Raw genomic sequence first — 18,351 nt, forward strand, 5'->3', positions numbered from 1 at the left:
CTTTAGATGAGTTCAGCCTGGCGCAACCGCCGCAGGGCAAGACTCCACTGCGGTTGCTGGCGGTAATCGAGATCGACGAGGCGGCGGGCTCTCATGCTGGCCAGTCGTGGCGCGGGCGAGACGCCCAGCTGCTGTACCCGGGTCAGGGCCAGCTCGGCCGCTGCGCGGTCATTGCACACCAGCCCCATGTCGCAGCCGGCGCTGAGCGCCGCCTCGACGCGCTGGCCGGCATCGCCCGCGACATGGGCACCCGCCATCGACAGGTCGTCGCTGAAGATCACGCCCTGGTAATCCAGCTGGCCGCGCAGGATGTCCTGCAGCCAGCGTCGGGAAAAGCCGGCAGGCTGGGGATCCACCGCGGGATAGATGACGTGAGCGGGCATCACCGCACCCAAGGTCGGCAAGAGAGCCTGGAACGGGCGCAGGTCAGTGCGCAGCAGGGTGTCCAGATCGCGCTCGTCGGTGGGAATGGCATAGTGGGAGTCGGCTTCGGCCCAGCCATGGCCGGGGAAGTGCTTGCCGGTGGCGGCCATGCCGGCGTCGCCCATGCCGGTGATGAAGGCGCTGCCCAGCTCGATCACCTGGTCGGCACTGCCGAAGGAACGGGCGCCTATGACCTGGCTGCGCCCATGGTCGACGTCCAGCACCGGGGCGAAGCTGAAGTCCAGCCCCACCGCCAGGATCTCGGTCGCCATCAGCCAGCCGCAGAGTCGGGCCAGCTCCAGGCTGTCCCCGCGCCCGCCCAGCTGCCCCATGGCCGGCAACCGCACCACGTCGCGGCGCAGGCGCTGCACGCGACCGCCTTCCTGGTCCACGGCCAGCAACAGCTCCGGCCGCACCGCGCGAATGGCACGGCACAGTTCCCGTACCTGCCCGGGGGTCTCGATGTTGCGGGCGAACAGGATCAGTCCACCCACCTCCGGCTGGCGCAGCAGCTGGCGATCCTCGGCGGTGAGCCAGGTGCCAGCGATATCGACCATCAGGGAGCCTTGCATGGGTACCTCGTCCGAATGCTCCGGCGCACGGCGCCGTGAAAGGGACGCAAGCTTACCCCAGGCACCGCCGGCCTCGCAGCCTAGTAGCTCTCGGCCGTCTCCGCGACCACCGGCCGCCGTGGCCGATACTGCGCCTGGGCCAGCTCCGGCGCGTGCATCGCCGTGGGGGCGCGCATTCCGCTGGCGAGGAAGGGCACCATCAGTCGCAGTACCTGATCGGTATGGGTATCGACGCCGAAATCGTTTTCGCCGATCGCCCGCAGCGCCTTGATGCCGGACATGCTGAACACCGCCGCGCCCAGCATGAAGTGGGCGCGCCAGAACAGCTCCAGCGGCGGAATCTCGGGCACGGCTCGATTCACCAGCAGCAGGAAGCGGCGGAAGGCGCGGCCGTAGGTCTGTTCCAGGTACTTGCGCAGGTGGCCCTGGCTCTGGCTGAAGGCCAGGCCCAGCAGCCGCATGAACACCGAGAGGTCATTGCCATGCCGCGGCTTGATGGCCAGGGAGTGATCCACCAGCAGATTCAGCAGCGCCTCCAGGCTCACCTCCTCGCCGTTCTTCGGCTGCCACTGATCGAGGTCCCGCTCCAGGTTGAAGCAGAAGGGATCGAGAAAGCGCGAGAACACCGCCTGGATCAGGGCCTTCTTCGAGCCGAAGTGATAGTTGACCGCAGCCAGGTTGACCCCGGCTCGCGTGGTGATGAGTCGCAACGAGGTTTCGGCAAAGCCGCGCTCGGCGAACAGCTGCTCGGCCGCATCCAGAATGCGCTCTACGGTATCCGACTGCGCCATGACCTTCCTCGATAGATGAATTTCCGTTTGAAACATATGTTTCAAACGCTATCCAAGTCAATCGCGAGCTGGACTCGAGGGGTCTGCACAGGGGCGTGAAAGAGCCGGCGATCCACGCCCGGGAGGCAGATTGCGGTGAATCCGGCCTGTCGTCCGAAGGCCTGGGCGGCGGCCTTGCCTACCACCCTGAGTTACTGTATATAATCACAGCATCATTAGACGACGCGACGTGCATCATGCTGAAACTGACACCGCGACAAGCCGAGATCCTGGCCTTCATCAAGCGTTGCCTCGAAGCCAATGGCTTTCCGCCTACCCGCGCGGAGATCGCGCAGGAGCTTGGTTTCAAATCGCCGAACGCGGCCGAGGAGCACCTCAAGGCCCTGGCGCGCAAGGGCGCCATCGAGATGACGCCGGGCGCCTCCCGGGGCATCCGCATCCCGGGTCTGGATGCCACGCGCAAGGCCGACGAGAGCCTGCCGGTCATTGGTCGGGTCGCCGCGGGCGCGCCCATCCTGGCCGAACAGAACGTCGAAGAGAACTGCGCCATCAATCCGGCCTTCTTCCAGCCACGTGCCGACTACCTGCTCAAGGTCAAGGGCATGAGCATGAGAGACGTCGGCATCCTCGATGGCGACCTCCTGGCTGTCCATGTGACCCGCGAGGTGCACAATGGCCAGATCGTCGTGGCCCGGGTGGGCGACGAGGTCACCGTAAAGAGATTCAAGCGCTCGGGCAACCAGGTCACCCTGCTGGCAGAGAATCCCGAGTTCTCCCCTATCGAAGTCGATCTTTCTACCCAGGAATTCGCCATCGAAGGGTTAAGCGTTGGCGTCATCCGCCGTTAACGTCTAAGGCTGGCCTTCGGGCCAGCCGTTATCACGCCTTTTGCCTTACGCCGAGGTCTTGATCGGGGGTATCTGTTCGCGCTTCGTAAAGCGCTCAAGACCAGGCTGAGCACAGTGACGTCATGTATCCGTGGTACATGACGTCAAGTGGATTTGATCGAGTCGCCTCCAGGAGGTCGCCATGCAATTTCCCCTGATGTTCGATGCACCGCGCTCGTCCTTTCAAGAGCTGGATCTGGCACCCGAGCTCCTGCTGCAGGAGCTGACCGCCTTTCTGCCCAAGTCCGGCAAGCCGGCACGGGAGCTGCCGACCGCTTCGCTGCCGGACACCTTCAGCGAGATGTCCCTGCACGGTAGCCAGGAGCAGTGCCTGCAATTGCTGGCGCCCATCCTGCGCCAGCTGAGCGACAAGGACGATGCCCGCTGGCTGACGCTGGTCACGCCGCCGTCGCTGCTCAGCAACGCCTGGCTGCGCAGTACCCATCTTAATCCGGAGCGCGTGCTGCTGCTGCAGACGCCGAGCGCGGCCAAGACCCTGCAACTGGCCTGTGAGGTATTGCGCAAGGGACAGAGTCACACAGTGATCAGCTGGCTGCACGACCTGAGCGATGCGGGCAAGCAGCAACTGGCACGCGCCGCGGCCCAAGGCAACAGCCAGAGTCTGAACGTCAGATTCGCGTAGGCAACAGGCAGAAAGGGATATAGCGGTGGCATTCCCGCGCGGAATGCCGGATCAGGCGGAGAGTCAGTGCAGAACGCGGGGTTGATCGTCACGCTGAAGGCTGTCGCCTTCGGCCAAGCGACCCGCCATCTGCACGCCCAGGTTGAACATGGCCTTGGCCACCTCTATCTGCTGTCCATGCAGGAAATCCTTGGCATCGCTGGAAAACTCAAGGGTAACGAGGGCTTCCTCGTCGTCCGCACGGCGCAACACGATGCGACCATCGGAGAGTTCAACGATTTCCAGGTAGGCAGTAGTCATTCAGTATCTCCACAGCTAAGCGGATAGTGTAACAGCGTGGGGTCTGAGAGGCTGACTTGCCTGAGCCTTTTTCGACGGTCTGCAAGGCCAGCATCCTGGCAGCCTTGGATGAGTTGCTGGTGGAACGGGCCTACCACTCGGTCATGGCACCGCGGAATCTGAGCGCCGTTTGCTTGAGGCTGTCGCGCCAGGCTTCCACTTCTTCAAGACCCAGTTCCGGCTCGGGCGGTTCCAGGCTGACCGCCTCGATCAAGGCCAGCGTCGGGTCCTGCTTGGGCCGTCGTGGCGCCTGGGGCGGCTGCAGCAGCCGCTGGTATTCGGCGATCAGCCGTGCCAGCCAGGTCTCCGGATTGCCAGCCAGCTCCACCAGCTCCCCCATTTCCGGACTGGGCGCCTCGTTCAAGGCTTCAGGTGAGAGCAGTACGGCGAGCGATGTGGCCTCCATGGTGGGATGGCGGTAGAAACCCGCCACCTCCTGACAGAGGCCCAGCAAGGCGCCATGCAGGTGAAACAGGCAGGCCTCGCGCTCGGCCATGATGCGGCCCTGGCTTTGTACGGAAGGTGCCGCCTGAGCCGAGCGCCAGTTGTCCAGCGCCAGGCCGGCGAAATAGAGCTTCTGGTTGGTGCGGGTGTAACGCTCGTTGGCCATGCCCATCTCCTGGAGCCGGCTCACACCGACCGCCTGTCTCACGCCGGAGCCCGAGGCCCTAGCGCTTCTCTTCCACCTGCCACTTCTTGCCGTCGTAGAAGGCCTTCCAACCGGTGGGCTTGCCCTCGACCTCGGTCTGCACGTACTGCTCTTTGGTCTTGCGGCTGAAGCGGATCACCGCCGGGCGACCCTCGGCATCCTTCACCGGGGCACTGAGCAGATAATGGTACTTGGGATCGATCTCGTCGCGATGAGGTAGCAATTCGCTGACCAACGGCGCGCGGGTCTCGCGATTCTTCGGGAAGCCACTGGCAGCCAAGAACAGGCCCGAAGCGCCGTCACGCAGCACATAGGTGTCGTCGACCTTTTCGCAACGCAGCTCCGGCATGGGCACGGCGTCCATCTTCGGCGGCGCCGGCTCACCGTTCTTGAGCAGCTTGCGGGTGTTCTTGCAGGCCGGGTTGGTACAGCCGAAGAACTTACCGAAGCGGCCGGTCTTGAGCTGCATCTCGCTGCCGCACTTGTCGCATTCCAGCGACGGGCCTTCGTAGCCCTTGATGCGATAGCTGCCCTCCTCGATCTCGTAGCCCGGGCAGTCCGGGTTATTGCCGCAGACGTGCAGCTTGCGGTGCTCGTCGATCAGATAGGCATCCATCGCGGTGCTGCAGATCGGGCACCGGTGCTTGCCGCGCAGGACCAGGGACTCGGATTCACCCTCGTCGTCTTCGGCGATCTCGTCGCCCGGCACCAGGTTGATGGTGGCCTTGCAGCGTTCCTTGGGCGGCAGGGCGTAACCGGAGCAGCCCAGGAAGACGCCAGTGGAGGCGGTACGGATCATCATCGGCCGGCCGCAGAGCTGGCAGGGAATGTCCGTCAGGGTTGGCTGATTGGCGCGCATGCCCTTCTCGCCCGCTTCGGCGTATTCCAGCTTCTGCTTGAAATCCCCATAGAATTCGTCGAGCAGATTCTTCCAGTCCCGTTCGCCCTGGGCGACGTTGTCCAGGTTGCCTTCCATGTTGGCGGTGAAGCTGAAGTCCATCAGGTTGGCGAAGCTTTCGTTCAACCGGTCGGTAACGATGTCGCCCATCTTCTCGGCATAGAACCGGCGATTGTGCACCGTCACGTAGCCGCGATCCTGGATGGTGGAAATGATGGCGGCATAGGTCGACGGCCGGCCGATGCCGCGCTTCTCCAGTTCCTTGACCAGGCTGGCTTCGGAGAAGCGGGCCGGCGGCTTGGTGAAGTGCTGGCTCGGGTCGAGCTTGACCAGGCCGAGGTCCTCGCCCTGCTTCATCTCGGGCAGGACATCATCGTCGCCCGGCTTGCCCTGCTGCGGCAGGACCCGGGTATAGCCATCGAACTTGAGGATACGGCCACGGGCACGCAGCTCGAAGTCACCCGCCGCCGCGGTCACCGTGGTGGACAGGTATTCGGCCGGGGGCATCTGGCAGGCTAGAAACTGGCGCCAGATCAGCTCGTACAGGCGCTCGGCATCACGCTCCATGCCCGACAGGCTGTTGGGCTTGACGTTGATGTCGGACGGGCGGATGGCCTCGTGCGCTTCCTGGGCGCCTTCGCGGCTGCCGTAGACATTGGCTTTTTCCGGCAGGTACTGCTTGCCGAATTCACTCTCGATGTAGCCACGGGCCATGGCGATGGCATCGCCCGACAGGTTGGTCGAGTCGGTACGCATGTAGGTGATGTAGCCGGCCTCATAGAGACGCTGGGCCATCATCATCGTCTTCTTCACCCCGAAGCCCAGGCGATTACTCGCCGCCTGCTGCAGGGTGGAGGTGATGAAGGGCGCCGAGGGCCGGCTGCTGGTCGGCTTGTCTTCACGCTTGGCGATGCGATAGGCGGCCTTTTCCAGCTTGGTCAGGGCGGCCTTGGCCTGGGCTTCGTTCAGCGGCTTGAAGGCTTCACCCTTCTCGCGCACCACTTCGAAACGCACCTGGGCCTTTTTCGGCGTGGCCAGGTCGGCGTGGATTTCCCAGTATTCCTCGGGGACGAAGGCGCGGATCTCGCGCTCGCGCTCCACCACCAGCTTGACCGCCACCGACTGCACTCGACCGGCGGACAGGCCACGGGCGATCTTCGACCACAGCAGCGGCGAGACCATGTAGCCGACCACGCGGTCGAGGAAGCGCCGCGCCTGCTGGGCGTTGACGCGATTGATGTCCAGTTCGCCCGGCCGGGAGAAGGCCTCCTGGATGGCTTTCTTGGTGATTTCGTTGAAGACCACGCGCTTGTAGCGCGAGTCGTCGCCGCCGATGGCTTCCCGCAGGTGCCAGGCGATGGCCTCCCCTTCGCGGTCCAAGTCGGTTGCGAGATAGACGGTGTCGGCGTCCTTGGCCAGGCGGCGCAGTTCCTCGATCACCTTTTCCTTGCCGGGCAGGATTTCGTAGTGCGCCTTCCAGCCGTGTTCGGGGTCGACGCCCATGCGGGTGAAGAGCTGGCGCCGGGCCTTTTCCTTGGGTGACAGCGCGGGCGCCTCGGCGGCGGTCTTGCGCGTCTTGGCGGCGGGCTCCTTGGCGGTGCCGGCGCCGCTGGTGGGAAGGTCGCGGATATGGCCGATGCTCGACTTCACCACGTACTGGTTACCCAGATACTTGTTGATGGTCTTGGCCTTGGCCGGGGATTCCACGATGACCAGCGATTTACCCATGGGAGAGTCAGATTCCTGCTTGAAGGCGGTAAGCGAGCGAAAGGCGAGCGCCATAAAGGCGGATGGAGGACCAGATCGATTTCAGTCTGGTGCGCCGGGGGCGGTCGGCCAACGCGGCACCGCTATATATAGTGGCGATGTCGGCAAGGTCAAGGCTGCGGCGTGGCATCCAGACCCAAGGGAGCGGCTTCGACGCTGATCAGCGCGAAGCGCGGCACCTGCTCGCCATCCACCTGGACGCTCTCGCGAAACATGCTCAGGGGACGCGCCCAGAGACCATATTCACCATACAACGCCTGATAGATGACCAGCTCTTCTTCGGTCTCCGAATGCCGGGCCAGACCCAGCACCCGATACTGCTGACCCTTGTAGTGCCGGTAAAGTCCCGTCTGCAATGCCATGTTCCACCTCGAAAAAAGAAAACCGGGGCAGCCCTGGGGGCGCCCCGGTCGGATGACGCACGCTGCGGCGGATCAGCGCAGGCGTTCGAACACCGTGGTGATGCCCTGGCCAAGCCCCACACACATGGTGGCCAGGCCGAAGGTGCCGTCATTCTGTTTCATGACATTTAACAGCGTGCCTGAAATTCTGGCGCCAGAGCAACCGAAGGGGTGGCCCAGGGCGATGGCGCCCCCATGCAGATTGACCTTTTCCTCCATCTTGTCGAGCACCTTGAGGTCCTTGAGCACCGGCAGGGCCTGGGCCGCGAAGGCTTCGTTGAGCTCGATGAAATCGATGTCGGCGATGGTCAGGCCGGCACGCTTGAGGGCCTTCTGCGAGGCCGGGACCGGACCGTAGCCCATGATCGCCGGATCCACCCCGGCCACGGCCATGGAGCGGATCCTGGCCAACGGCTGCAGGCCCAGGTCCTGGGCGCGCTGCGCCGACATGACCAGCATGCAGGAGGCGCCGTCGGTGATCTGCGAGGAAGTGCCGGCGGTCACGGTACCACCTTTGGGGTTGAACGCCGGCTTCAAGGCAGCCAGGCCTTCGAGGGTGGTTTCCGGACGGATGGTCTCGTCATGGCTGAAGACCTTGAGGAAGCCGTTCTCGTCGTGACCTTCCAGGGGAATGATCTCGTCCTTGAACTTGCCTTCCTGGGTGGCCTTCCAGGCCAGCTGATGGGAACGGTAGCCGAACTGGTCCTGGGCCTCGCGGGTGATGCCGTGCATCTTGCCCAGCATCTCGGCGGTGAGGCCCATCATGCCCGAGGCCTTGGCGGCGTGCAGCGACAGCTGGGGGTTCGGATCGACGCCGTGCATCATGCCGACGTGGCCCATGTGCTCCACGCCGCCGACGACGAAGACGTCGCCGTTGCCGGTCTGGATCGCCTGGGCGGCGGTGTGCAGGGCGCTCATGGAGGAGCCGCACAGCCGGCTCACTGTCTGGGCGCCGCTGGTATGGGGGATGCGGGTCAGCAGCGACGCCATGCGGGCGATGTTCCAGCCCTGCTCCAGGGTCTGGTTGACGCAGCCCCAGATCACGTCTTCCACCTCGGCCGGATTGACCTGGGGATTGCGGTCGAGGACCGCGTCGATCAGCCGCGCGGACAGGGTCTCGGCGCGGGTATTGCGGTGCATGCCGCCCTTGGAACGGCCCATGGGCGTGCGGGCGAAGTCGACGATGACGACGTCTCTCGGATTCAGACTCATTTCTTTACTCCAGGCTCAACCGAAGAAGCGTTGGCCAGCGGCGGCCATTTCGCGGAGTTTGGGGGTCGGGTGGTACAGCGGCCCGAGGTCGGCGTACTGGTCGGCCATGGCGACGAATTCGGCCACGCCCAGGCTGTCGATGTAGCGCAGCGCACCGCCACGGAAGGGTGGGAAGCCGATGCCGTAGATCAGGCCCATGTCGGCTTCGGCGGCGCTGTCGACGATGCCGTCTTCCAGGCAGCGCACGGCTTCCAGGCACAGCGGCACCATCATCCGCTCGACGATCTGCTCGTCGGTGAACTCAAGCTGCTCGTAGGTGACCGGTGCCAGCAACTCGGCCACGGCCGGGTCGGCGACCTTCTTCGGCTTGCCCTTCTTGTCGGTCTCGTAGACATAGAAGCCCTTGCCGTTCTTCTGGCCGAAGCGCTGGGCTTCGTAGAGGGCGTCCACCGCGGTCTTGCGGCTTTCCTTCATGCGCTCGGGGAAGCCCTCGGCCATGACGTCGCGGGCGTGGTGGGCGGTGTCCATGCCGACCACGTCCATCAGGTAGGCCGGGCCCATGGGCCAGCCGAACTTCTCCATCAGCCGGTCGACGCGCTGGAAGTCGGCGCCCTGGGCCAGCAGCGCGGCGAAGCCGCCGAAGTACGGGAAGAGGATGCGATTGACCAGGAAGCCGGGGCAGTCGTTGACCACGATGGGATTCTTGCCCATCTGGCGGGCATAGGCCACGGTGGTGGCGATGGCCCTTTCGCTGGTCTTCTCGCCGCGGATCACCTCGACCAGGGGCATCATGTGCACCGGGTTGAAGAAGTGCATGCCGCAGAAGTTTTCCGGACGCTTGAGCGCCTGGGCCAGCAGGCTGATGGAGATAGTGGAGGTGTTGGAGGTGAGGATGGCGTCCTCGCGCACCTGGCCTTCCACTTCCGCCAATACGGCCTGCTTGACCTTGGGATTCTCGACCACGGCCTCGACCACCAGGTCGACGCTCTTGAAGTCGCCATAGGACAGCGTAGGACGGATGCGATTGAGCGCCTCGGCCATCTTCGCCGGCTCCAGGCGGCCCTTCTCGACACGCTTGTTGAGCAGCTTGCTGGCTTCGCTCAGCCCCAGTTCCAGGGCTTCGTCGCGAATGTCCTTCATCAGGATCGGGGTGCCCTTGAGCGCGGACTGGTAGGCGATGCCGCCCCCCATGATGCCGGCGCCCAGCACGCTGGTCAGCTTGACCGGCGCAGCCTGCTTCTCCAGCACCTTGGCCTTGCGCTTGAGCGCCTGGTCATTGAGGAACAGGCCGACCAGGCTGGCGGACACCGAGGTCTGGGCCATCTTGGCGAAACCGGCGCCTTCGACTTCCAGTGCTTTGTCGCGACCGTAGTTGGCGGACTTCTGGATGGCCTTGATGGCTTCCAGCGGGGCCGGATAGTGCGGGCCGGCCTGGCTCGCGACGAAACCCTTGGCCGATTCGAAGGCCATCATGGCTTCGATGGCATTGAGCTGCAGCTTTTCCAGCTTGGGCTTGCGCTTGGCGCGGTAGTCCAGCTCGCCGGCGGCGGCGCGGCGGACCAGGTCCAGCGCCGCGTCGAACAGGTGCTCGGGCGCGACCACGGCATCGGCCACGCCGACCTTGAGGGCGGTGGCGGCGTCGTTTTCCTTGCCGGACGCGATCCACTCGATGGCGTTGTCGCTGCCGATCAGGCGCGGCAGGCGAACGGTACCGCCCCAGCCCGGATAGATGCCCAACTTGACTTCCGGCAGGCCGATGCGCGCCGCGGTGCTCAGCACCCGGTAGTCGGCGGCCAGGGTCATCTCGCAACCGCCACCCAGGGCGATGCCGCCCACGGCGGCCACGGTGGGCACCGGCAGGTCTTCGAAGTCGTTGAAGATGCGGTTGATCTCGGCGATGCCGGCCTGCAGCTCTTCGGTCGGCCGGCCGAACATCTCGACGAATTCGGTGATGTCGGCGCCGACGATGAAGACGTCCTTGCCGCTGGTGACGATGACGCCGCGCAGGCCGGCGTGGGCTTTCAGGACGTCCACGGCCTGGCGAAATTCACGCAGGGTGATGGCGCTGAACTTGTTGACCGATTCGCCTTGGAGGTCGAAGCGAAGTTCGGCGATGCCGTCCTCCACGTCGCGCACCGAAAGGGCTTTGCCTTCGAAAATCATCAGCGGGTCTCCCTTGAGTCCTGGTCGCAAGGCGGGCGGCAGCTTCGGATGGAAGCCGAAAATCGCCAGCCCCGATATTGTTCTGTGGAGGGCACCGGCCGGGCCGGGGCGAAAATTCATACAACCGTTTGAACGGTTCGCACAACCTTCTGGCAAAAGCGGGCGCTTGTCAATTGGGACGCACGGGGAAAGCGCGACCGGGGGTTCGAGTGGTGAGTGCTTGAGCTTGGCGCGCTTCTGTGCAAGATAGCCGTGGAGCTATCCCCGACTCCTGGAGTCGAAACTACAAGTGGGCAAGCGTCTGCCTGAACAGTTGCCGAGCGACAGCCGGTTCTGTCCGGCCAGCACCTGAAGCCTGCGAATCGAGCGCCAGCCACGGTATGGCCTGGCGCCCCATCATGAAGGAGAGATGTGTATGGCCTACCAACACATATTGGTTGCCGTCGACCTGACCGAAGATTGCCAACCGGTGATCCGTCGCGCCGTGGCCCTGGGTCAGTGCTGTGGCAGCAAGGTGTCCCTGGTGCATGTGGTCGAACCCATGGCCATGGCCTTTGGCGGTGATGTGCCCATGGATCTGTCGTCGCTGCAGCAGCAGCAGATCGAGCAGGCTCGCGAGCGGCTGGATGGCTTTACCACCCAGTATGCCGAGCTGGCCGGCAACTGCGTGCTGGCCTACGGACAGCCACGCCAGGAGATCCACCGCATGGCCAAGGAGCAGGGCTGCGACCTGATCGTGGTCGGCAGCCATGGTCGTCACGGTCTGGCGCTGCTGCTGGGCTCGACGTCCAACGACCTGTTGCACGGCGCGCCCTGCGATACCCTCGCGGTGGCCCTGAAGAAAGACAAGGCTTAATCCCGCGGCCGGGCTGGATCACTCCAGCTCGGCCCAGCGCTCGATGAGCCGATCCAGCTCGGCCTGCAGCGCGTCCATGCGGGCAAGCTTGGCCTGGGTGACTTCGCCCGGCAGCTGGTAGAAGCCGGGATCGGCGATGGCGGTCTGCAGGGCTTCCAGTTCGATTTCCGCGGTTTCGATGGCACCTGGCAGGGCGTCCAGCTCACGCTGCTCCTTGTAGCTGAGCTTGCGCTTGGCCGGTGCGGCTGCCGCGGCCACGGGTGCCGCAGCGGTTGCGGGCTCAGCCTTGGCAGCCGCTGGCGCCGGCTTGCTGTCCTCGCGGGTCTGCACACCCAACAGGCGCGGCGAGCCGCCCTGGCGCAACCAGTCCTGGTAGCCGCCGACGTATTCGCGTACCCGCCCTTCCCCTTCGAACACCAAGGTGCTGGTCACCACGTTGTCGAGGAAGGCCCGGTCGTGGCTGACCATCAGCACCGTGCCCTCGAAACTCAGCAGTACCTCTTCGAGCAGTTCCAGGGTCTCGACGTCGAGGTCGTTGGTCGGTTCGTCCAGCACCAGCAGGTTGGCCGGCTTGCTGAACAGCTTGGCCAGCAGCAGGCGCGCCCGCTCGCCACCGGACAGCGCCTTGACCGGGGTGCGGGCACGCTGGGGGCTGAACAGGAAGTCGCCCAGGTAGCTCAGCACATGCCGATCCTGGCCGTTGATGGTGATGAATTCGCGACCCTCGGCGAGGTTGTCGATCACCGTCTTTTCCGGCTCCAGTTGCAGGCGCAGCTGGTCGAAGTAGGCGATCTCCAGCTTGGTGCCGTACTGGATCTTGCCGGTGGTCGGCTGCAGGTCACCCAGCAGCAGCTTGAGCAGGGTGGTCTTGCCGGAGCCGTTGGGGCCGAGCAGGCCGATGCGATCGCCGCGCTGGATCAGCAGGGTCAGGTCACGGATCAGCGGTTCGCCACCGGGATGGGCATAGCTCATGTGCTCGGCGAGGATGACCTGCTTGCCGGACTTGTCGGCCGTTTCCAGCAGGAGGTTGGCCTTGCCCTGGCGCTCACGGCGCTCGCTGCGCTCGTTGCGCATGGCCTTGAGGGCACGGACCCGGCCTTCGTTGCGGGTACGCCGGGCCTTGATGCCCTGGCGGATCCAGACCTCTTCCTGGGCCAGGCGCTTGTCGAACAGGGCATTGGCGGTCTCTTCCGCCGCCAGCTGCTGCTCCTTGTGCACCAGGAAGCTGGCGTAGTCGCCCTGCCAGTCGATCAGGTTGCCGCGATCCAGTTCGAGGATGCGGGTGGCCAGGGCCTGGAGGAAGGCGCGGTCGTGGGTAATGAACAGCACGGCGCCGGGATAGCCGCGCAGGGCGTCTTCCAGCCAGGCGATGGCGCCGATGTCCAGGTGGTTGGTGGGTTCGTCGAGCAGCAGCAGATCCGGCTCGGCCACCAGCGCCTGGGCCAGCAGCACGCGCCGCCGCCAGCCGCCGGAGAGTTCGGCGAGGGTCTTTTCCGCCGGCAGCTGCAGCCGGCTCAGGGTGCTGTCCACCAGTTGCTGCAGGCGCCAGCCATCGCGGGCCTCCAACTCCTGCTGGACGTGCATGAGCCGCTCCATGTCCAGTTCGCCGCTGGTGTCCTGGGTCAGGTGGTGATACTCGGCGAGCAATTCGCCGACACCGGCCAGGCCCGCGGCCACCACGTCGAACACCGAGCGGTCGTCGGCGCGGGGCAATTCCTGCGGCAATTCGCCGATCTTGATCGCCGGGGCGCGCCAGACCTCGCCGTCGTCGGCCTGCTGCTCGCCCTTGACGATGCGCAGCAGGCTGGATTTGCCGGTGCCGTTGCGGCCGATGATGCATACCCGCTCGCCCCGCTCGATCTGCCAGGACACCCCGTCCAGCAAGGGGGTGACGCCAAAGGCCAGGGATACGTTGGTGAACTTGAGCAGCGCCATGGGTTTCTCCGCGAAAAAGGCCAGCCAGTCTAGCAGAGACGCCTAGCCCGGCGCCGGTCTGCACGAGCCGGCGAAACGCCCGGACCGCCCGACGGCAGGCCATGGCCGACGCTTTCGCCACCTGCCGCCGGCACGTAAGCTAGACTGCCCCGTGACGGTCGGCCGCCTGCCCTGAGCCTGGCGCGCCGCCCCCTCCGCATCCAGCTTTTACGGAATTCCCATGCGCGGTCGCCTGTTCGTCATCCTGCCCCTGCTCCTCGCTCCCCTGATCGGCTCCACCACCTCGCAAGCCGCTCCCCTGGAGCAGCAGCGGCAACTCTACGACCAGGCCAAGGCGGCGCTGGACCGCGGTGATGCCAGCGTCTACCTGGCCAATCGCGGCGAATTGCGGACCTATCCGCTGGAGCCCTATCTGGCCTACGACGAGCTGATCAAGCGCGTCCCCGGTGCCAGCGATGCCGAGATCGAGGGCTTTCTCGCCGAGCATGGCGATCTGCCGCAGTCCAACTGGCTGCGCCTGCGCTGGCTGCGCAGCCTCGCCGATCGCGGCGACTGGAATCGCTTCGAGAAATACTATTCGCCGGACTTCAACTTCACCGAACTGGACTGTCTGCACGGCCAGTACCTGATCGCCCAGGGCAATGCCAGCGAGGGCTTCAAGCTGGCGGAGAAATACTGGCTGGTGGGCAAGGCCCAGCCGACCACCTGCGACGGCCTGTTCCAGGCCTGGGCAGCGCGCGGCCAGCTCACCGAGGAGCGGGTCTGGGAGCGCGCCAAGCTGGCCGCCGACAAGGGTGAATACGGCCTGGTGCGCACCCTGTCCGCCCAGTTGCCGACGCTCTCCGGCCAGGCCCAGCGGCTGATCGACGTGGCCCAGAAGCCGCAGCAGATCGCCAATGTCCAGGCCTTCGCCCCGGCCAGCGAAAGCCTCGCCGACGTGGTCGGCCTGGGCCTGCGCAAGCTGGCGCGCCAGGACCCGGAACAGGCCATGGGCCTGCTCGACGTCTACAGCCAGCGCATGCCCTTCACCCGCGATGAAAAGGTCGCCATCGCCCGCCAGATCGGCCTGACCCTGGCGAAGAACTTCGATCCGCGCGCCCTGCCGCTGATGGAGCGCTATGACCCCGAACTGCGGGACGACGACGTCAGCGAATGGCGTGCCCGGCTGCTGCTGCGCCTGGGTCGCTGGAGCGATGCCCACGCCCTGATCGAACGCTTTCCGCCGAGTCTGGCCAAGGCCAATCGCTGGGAATACTGGCGGGCCCGCACCCTGGAGCTGATGCAGCCACAGAGTCCGGCGGTGCTGCGCGAATACGCCGAGGTCAGTCGCGAGCGTGACTACTATGGTTTCCTTGCCGCCGACCGCAGCAAGGCGCCCTATCAGCTCAACAACAAGCCGCTGATGCTCAGCGACGCCCTCAAACGCAAGGTGCGCAATACCCCTGGCGTGCAGCGCGCCCTGGAATTCATCGCCCGCGGCGAACCGATCAACGCCCGCCGCGAGTGGTTCTACGTCAGCCGCCACTTCAACCGCGACGAACTGGTGGCCCAGGCGCGCATGGCCTATGACATGCAGTGGTATTTCCCGGCGATCCGCACCATCAGCCTGGCCAAGTACTGGGACGACCTGGACATCCGTTTCCCCATCGCCTATCGCGAAAGCTTCGTGCGCGAGGCCCAGACCCGCGGTCTACACAGCAGCTGGGTGTTCGCCATCACCCGCCAGGAAAGCGGCTTCATGGCCGATGCACGCTCCGGGGTGGGCGCCATGGGCCTGATGCAGCTGATGCCGGCCACCGCCAGTCATACCGCCAGCAAGTTCGCCATTCCCCTGGCCTCGCCGCAGCAGGCGCTGACCCCGGAAAAGAACATCCAGCTGGGCACCGCCTATCTGTCGATGGTCCATGCCCAGTTCAACGGTAACCGGGTATTGGCCTCGGCGGCCTACAACGCCGGCCCGGGGCGGGTGAAGCGCTGGCTGACGGGCGCTCGCCACCTGGCCTTCGACGTCTGGGTGGAAACCATTCCCTTCGATGAGACGCGGCAATACGTGCAGAACGTGCTGGCCTACGCAGTGATCTACGGCCAGAAGCTTAATGCGCCGCAACCCCTGGTCGACTGGAACGAGCGCTTCTTCGACGAGACCTGAGCGCTCGCGGGCCCGCCCTGATACCACCGCAGCGGACTCGGACGCCTGTTCGGGTCCGCTGCACAGTGGCCGCCCAGAGGGCCTGGGCCACTGGCAGCAGCATCCTGCCAGGCCTTAGGCCCCGTGACAGCTGCGCAAAACAGCGCCACCCCCTATACTGCAGCCCCTTTTTTTCCGCTATTGAACCGGAGAAACCCATGCTCAAGCGTTCGCTGGCCCTGGCAGCAGGCCTGGCCCTGTCCCTGACGTCCCTGCTCTCCCACGCCGCCGCCGAACTGCGCGTCTCGGCCATTCCCGACGAGGCGCCCACCGAGCTGATCCGCAAGTTCAAGCCGCTGGGTGAATACCTGGAGCAGCGCCTGGGCATGCCGGTGAAATTCGTCCCGGTGTCCGACTATGCCGGCGTGGTGGAAGCCATGGCCTCGGATCGCCTGGACCTGGCCTGGTTCGGCGGCTTCACCTTCGTCCAGGCGCAGCGCAAGGCGCCGATGATCCCCCTGGTGCAGCGCGAAGAAGATCAAAAATTCACCAGCAAATTCATCACCGCCGACCCGGCCGTGAAGACCCTGCAGGACCTCAAGGGCAAGACCTTCGCCTTCGGTTCGGTCTCTTCCACCTCGGGCAGCCTGATGCCGCGCTACTTCATGCAGCAGGAGGGCATCGTCCCCGAGCAGTTCTTCTCGCGGGTGGCCTATTCCGGCGCCCATGACGCCACCGTCGCCTGGGTCGCCGCGGGCAAGGCCGATGCCGGCGTGCTCAATGCCTCGGTGTGGAAGAAGCTGGTCGACGCCGGCAAGGTCGATACCAGCAAGGTCCGGGTCATCTCCACGACCCCGACCTACTACGACTACAACTGGACGGTGCGCGGCAATCTGGATCCGCAACTGGCGGCCAAGATCAAGCAGGCCTTCCTCGACCTGGATCCGGCCAAGCCGGCCGACAAGGCGATCCTCGACCTGCAGGCGGCCAGCCGCTTCGTGCCGACCTCGCCGGACAACTACAAGAGCATCGAGGCTTCCGCCCTGGCAGCCGGCCTGCTCAAGTGAGTCTCGCCCTCAGGGGCGTGACGCTGGTACACGCCGACGGCTCGCCCGCCCTGGCCGATCTCGACCTCAGCCTGCAACAGGGTGAGCAGGTCGCGCTGATCGGCCCGTCCGGGGCGGGCAAGACCAGCCTGTTGCGCCTGCTGGCCACCGGCCTGCGACCGATCGCGGGTGAGCTGGAGCTGCTCGGCCAGGAGCCCTGGAGCCTGGGCAACCGCGCGCGGCGCCAGTTGCGCGCCCGCATCGGCCTCATCCATCAGGCGCCGCCCTTGCCGGCGCGCCAGCGCGTCATCACCGCGGTACTGGCCGGACGCCTCGGCCAGTGGTCGCTGGCGCGCAGCCTGGTCAGCCTGGTGCATCCGCTGGATCGTGACGGCGCCGCCGCCGCCCTGGCGCCGCTGGATCTCGCCGATCGCCTCTATTCCTCCTGCGATCAGCTGTCCGGTGGCCAGCTGCAGCGCATCGGCATCGCCCGGGCGCTCTATCAGCAGCCGCAGCTGCTGCTCGCCGACGAACCCGTGTCGGCCATGGACCCGGTGCTGGCCGGCCATACCCTGGAGGTGCTGAGCGACGCCGCGGCGCGCCAGGGCACCACCCTGGTCACCAGCCTGCACAATGTGGAGCTGGCGTTGCAGCGCTTTCCACGCATCCTCGGCCTACGGGCCGGCCGCTTGCTGTGGGACAAACCCGCGAGCGCCGTCACCCCGGCCGATCTCGCCGCGCTCTATGCCAACGAGGGGCTGAGCGCCACACTGGCGCCCGCCGCACCGGCCCCGGCCGAGACGCCGCTCGACCTGCCGCGATGCTGACCTCGCCCCGCCAGGACCCGGCCGCCCGGCCCCGTCTGCTGCTCACCCTGCTGGCCCTGCTGCTGGCCTGGCCGACGCTGCGCCTGGCGGAGTTCGATCTCTTCGGACTCTTCACCGGCGACAACGCCCGCACCATGGGCAACTTTCTCGCCGGCTTCTGGCCACCCGCCCATGACGCCGACTTTCTCGCCGTGCTCGGGCGCGCCACCCTGGAAACCCTGGCCATCGCCACCCTGGGCATGGCCCTGGCGGCGCTGATCGCCCTGCCCGCCGCTCTGCTCGCCACTCGCGTGCTGTCGATCTCCGCCCTGCCCCGCGGCGGACGTCCAGGCCGCTTGCCGCGCCTGCTCCGCGGCCTGGTCCGCGGGGTGCTGATCGTCCTGCGCAGCGTGCCGGAGATCGTCTGGGCGCTGCTGTTCGTCCGCGCCGTAGGCCTGGGTCCCACCGCCGGGGTGCTGGCCATCGCCATCACCTACGGCGGCATGCTGGGCAAGGTCTATGCGGAGATCTTCGAATCGGTCGATCCCCGCCCGGCGCGGGCTCTGCTGCTGCAGGGCGCCGGTCGCCTGCAGGCCTTCGTCTATGGCGTGCTGCCCAATGCCGCGGGCGAGATGATTTCCTACAGCGTCTACCGCTGGGAATGCGCCATCCGCGCCTCGGTGGTGATGGGCTTCGTCGGTGCCGGCGGTCTCGGTCAGCAGGTGGACCTGTCGCTGCGCATGTTCGCCGGTGGCGAGGTGGCCAGCCTGCTGCTGACCTTCCTGGTGCTGGTGCTCCTGGCCGATGTGCTCAGTCGCCTGCTGCGCCAGGTGGA

Annotated in this window: 15 protein-coding genes and 1 pseudogene; 7 read left to right on the plus strand and 9 right to left on the minus strand. The window is 65.8% G+C overall.

Annotated elements, in window-relative coordinates; translation table 11 throughout:
* Nucleotides 1-2 precede the first annotated feature (2 nt).
* Together nagZ and PVZ77_RS18425 are read right to left on the minus strand one after the other, a co-directional pair.
* Nucleotides 3-995 (minus strand): beta-N-acetylhexosaminidase, encoded by a 993-nt coding sequence (gene nagZ, locus PVZ77_RS18420; protein WP_273807976.1) that lies wholly within the window; start codon nucleotides 993-995, stop codon nucleotides 3-5.
* 80 nt (nucleotides 996-1,075) lie between these two features.
* On the minus strand, nucleotides 1,076-1,786 hold the full coding sequence (locus tag PVZ77_RS18425; RefSeq protein WP_273807978.1) for a TetR/AcrR family transcriptional regulator: 711 nt from the start codon (nucleotides 1,784-1,786) through the stop codon (nucleotides 1,076-1,078).
* Between the two features lie 236 nt (nucleotides 1,787-2,022).
* Between PVZ77_RS18425 and lexA the strand changes: the two genes are divergently transcribed.
* Nucleotides 2,023-2,634 (plus strand): transcriptional repressor LexA, encoded by a 612-nt coding sequence (gene lexA / locus PVZ77_RS18430; protein ID WP_183628616.1) that lies wholly within the window; start codon nucleotides 2,023-2,025, stop codon nucleotides 2,632-2,634.
* A gap of 181 nt (nucleotides 2,635-2,815) precedes the next feature.
* Nucleotides 2,816-3,316, plus strand: coding sequence for an SOS-induced cell division inhibitor SulA (gene sulA / locus PVZ77_RS18435; protein WP_273807980.1), 501 nt, complete (start codon nucleotides 2,816-2,818; stop codon nucleotides 3,314-3,316).
* Nucleotides 3,317-3,379: 63 nt separating this feature from the next.
* Here sulA and PVZ77_RS18440 read toward each other — a convergent pair whose 3' ends face one another.
* The 6 genes from PVZ77_RS18440 to fadB form a co-directional block, all read right to left on the minus strand.
* The gene (locus tag PVZ77_RS18440; RefSeq protein ID WP_007162387.1) at nucleotides 3,380-3,616 is read right to left on the minus strand and encodes a hypothetical protein; all 237 of its coding nucleotides are present in this window, start codon (nucleotides 3,614-3,616) and stop codon (nucleotides 3,380-3,382) included.
* Between the two features lie 130 nt (nucleotides 3,617-3,746).
* Nucleotides 3,747-4,265 (minus strand): DUF6586 family protein, encoded by a 519-nt coding sequence (locus PVZ77_RS18445; protein WP_273807982.1) that lies wholly within the window; start codon nucleotides 4,263-4,265, stop codon nucleotides 3,747-3,749.
* A gap of 58 nt (nucleotides 4,266-4,323) precedes the next feature.
* Nucleotides 4,324-6,930 (minus strand): type I DNA topoisomerase, encoded by a 2,607-nt coding sequence (gene topA, locus PVZ77_RS18450; RefSeq protein ID WP_273807984.1) that lies wholly within the window; start codon nucleotides 6,928-6,930, stop codon nucleotides 4,324-4,326.
* A 149-nt stretch (nucleotides 6,931-7,079) separates the two neighbouring features.
* A complete protein-coding gene (locus PVZ77_RS18455) occupies nucleotides 7,080-7,331 on the minus strand; it encodes a DUF1653 domain-containing protein (RefSeq protein WP_208692317.1) in 252 nt (83 codons plus the stop codon).
* Between the two features lie 72 nt (nucleotides 7,332-7,403).
* Nucleotides 7,404-8,582 (minus strand): acetyl-CoA C-acyltransferase FadA, encoded by a 1,179-nt coding sequence (fadA, locus tag PVZ77_RS18460; protein WP_273807988.1) that lies wholly within the window; start codon nucleotides 8,580-8,582, stop codon nucleotides 7,404-7,406.
* A gap of 15 nt (nucleotides 8,583-8,597) precedes the next feature.
* Nucleotides 8,598-10,745 (minus strand): fatty acid oxidation complex subunit alpha FadB, encoded by a 2,148-nt coding sequence (gene fadB / locus PVZ77_RS18465; RefSeq protein ID WP_273807990.1) that lies wholly within the window; start codon nucleotides 10,743-10,745, stop codon nucleotides 8,598-8,600.
* A 415-nt stretch (nucleotides 10,746-11,160) separates the two neighbouring features.
* Between fadB and PVZ77_RS18470 the strand changes: the two genes are divergently transcribed.
* Nucleotides 11,161-11,601 carry a universal stress protein gene (locus PVZ77_RS18470; protein ID WP_007162381.1) on the plus strand — a complete coding sequence of 147 codons (441 nt, stop codon included), beginning with the start codon at nucleotides 11,161-11,163 and terminating at the stop codon, nucleotides 11,599-11,601.
* 18 nt (nucleotides 11,602-11,619) lie between these two features.
* On the opposite strand, the gene PVZ77_RS18475 is transcribed toward PVZ77_RS18470, so the two are convergent.
* Nucleotides 11,620-13,536, minus strand: a complete 1,917-nt coding sequence (locus PVZ77_RS18475; RefSeq protein ID WP_273807991.1) for an ATP-binding cassette domain-containing protein — start codon at nucleotides 13,534-13,536, stop codon at nucleotides 11,620-11,622.
* Nucleotides 13,537-13,756: 220 nt separating this feature from the next.
* On the opposite strand from PVZ77_RS18475, the gene PVZ77_RS18480 reads away from it, so the two are divergent.
* The 4 genes and pseudogenes from PVZ77_RS18480 to PVZ77_RS18495 all read left to right on the plus strand — a co-directional run.
* Nucleotides 13,757-15,685, plus strand: coding sequence for a transglycosylase SLT domain-containing protein (locus PVZ77_RS18480; RefSeq protein WP_133862804.1), 1,929 nt, complete (start codon nucleotides 13,757-13,759; stop codon nucleotides 15,683-15,685).
* A gap of 197 nt (nucleotides 15,686-15,882) precedes the next feature.
* Nucleotides 15,883-16,731: a putative selenate ABC transporter substrate-binding protein gene (locus tag PVZ77_RS18485; protein WP_273807993.1), complete on the plus strand. Its 849-nt coding sequence runs from the start codon at nucleotides 15,883-15,885 to the stop codon at nucleotides 16,729-16,731.
* The gene (locus PVZ77_RS18490; RefSeq protein WP_273807994.1) at nucleotides 16,728-17,537 is read left to right on the plus strand and encodes a phosphonate ABC transporter ATP-binding protein; all 810 of its coding nucleotides are present in this window, start codon (nucleotides 16,728-16,730) and stop codon (nucleotides 17,535-17,537) included. Before PVZ77_RS18485 ends, PVZ77_RS18490 begins: the two co-directional genes overlap by 4 nt.
* A pseudogene (locus PVZ77_RS18495) lies at nucleotides 17,531-18,343 on the plus strand (PhnE/PtxC family ABC transporter permease); the annotation flags it as partial. The gene PVZ77_RS18490 and the pseudogene PVZ77_RS18495, both read left to right, overlap by 7 nt.
* Nucleotides 18,344-18,351: the final 8 nt, after the last annotated feature.

This window comes from Pseudomonas sp. SHLD1 (genome assembly GCF_028640935.1).
Taxonomy (GTDB): Bacteria; Pseudomonadota; Gammaproteobacteria; order Pseudomonadales; family Pseudomonadaceae; genus Chryseomonas; species Chryseomonas aestiva.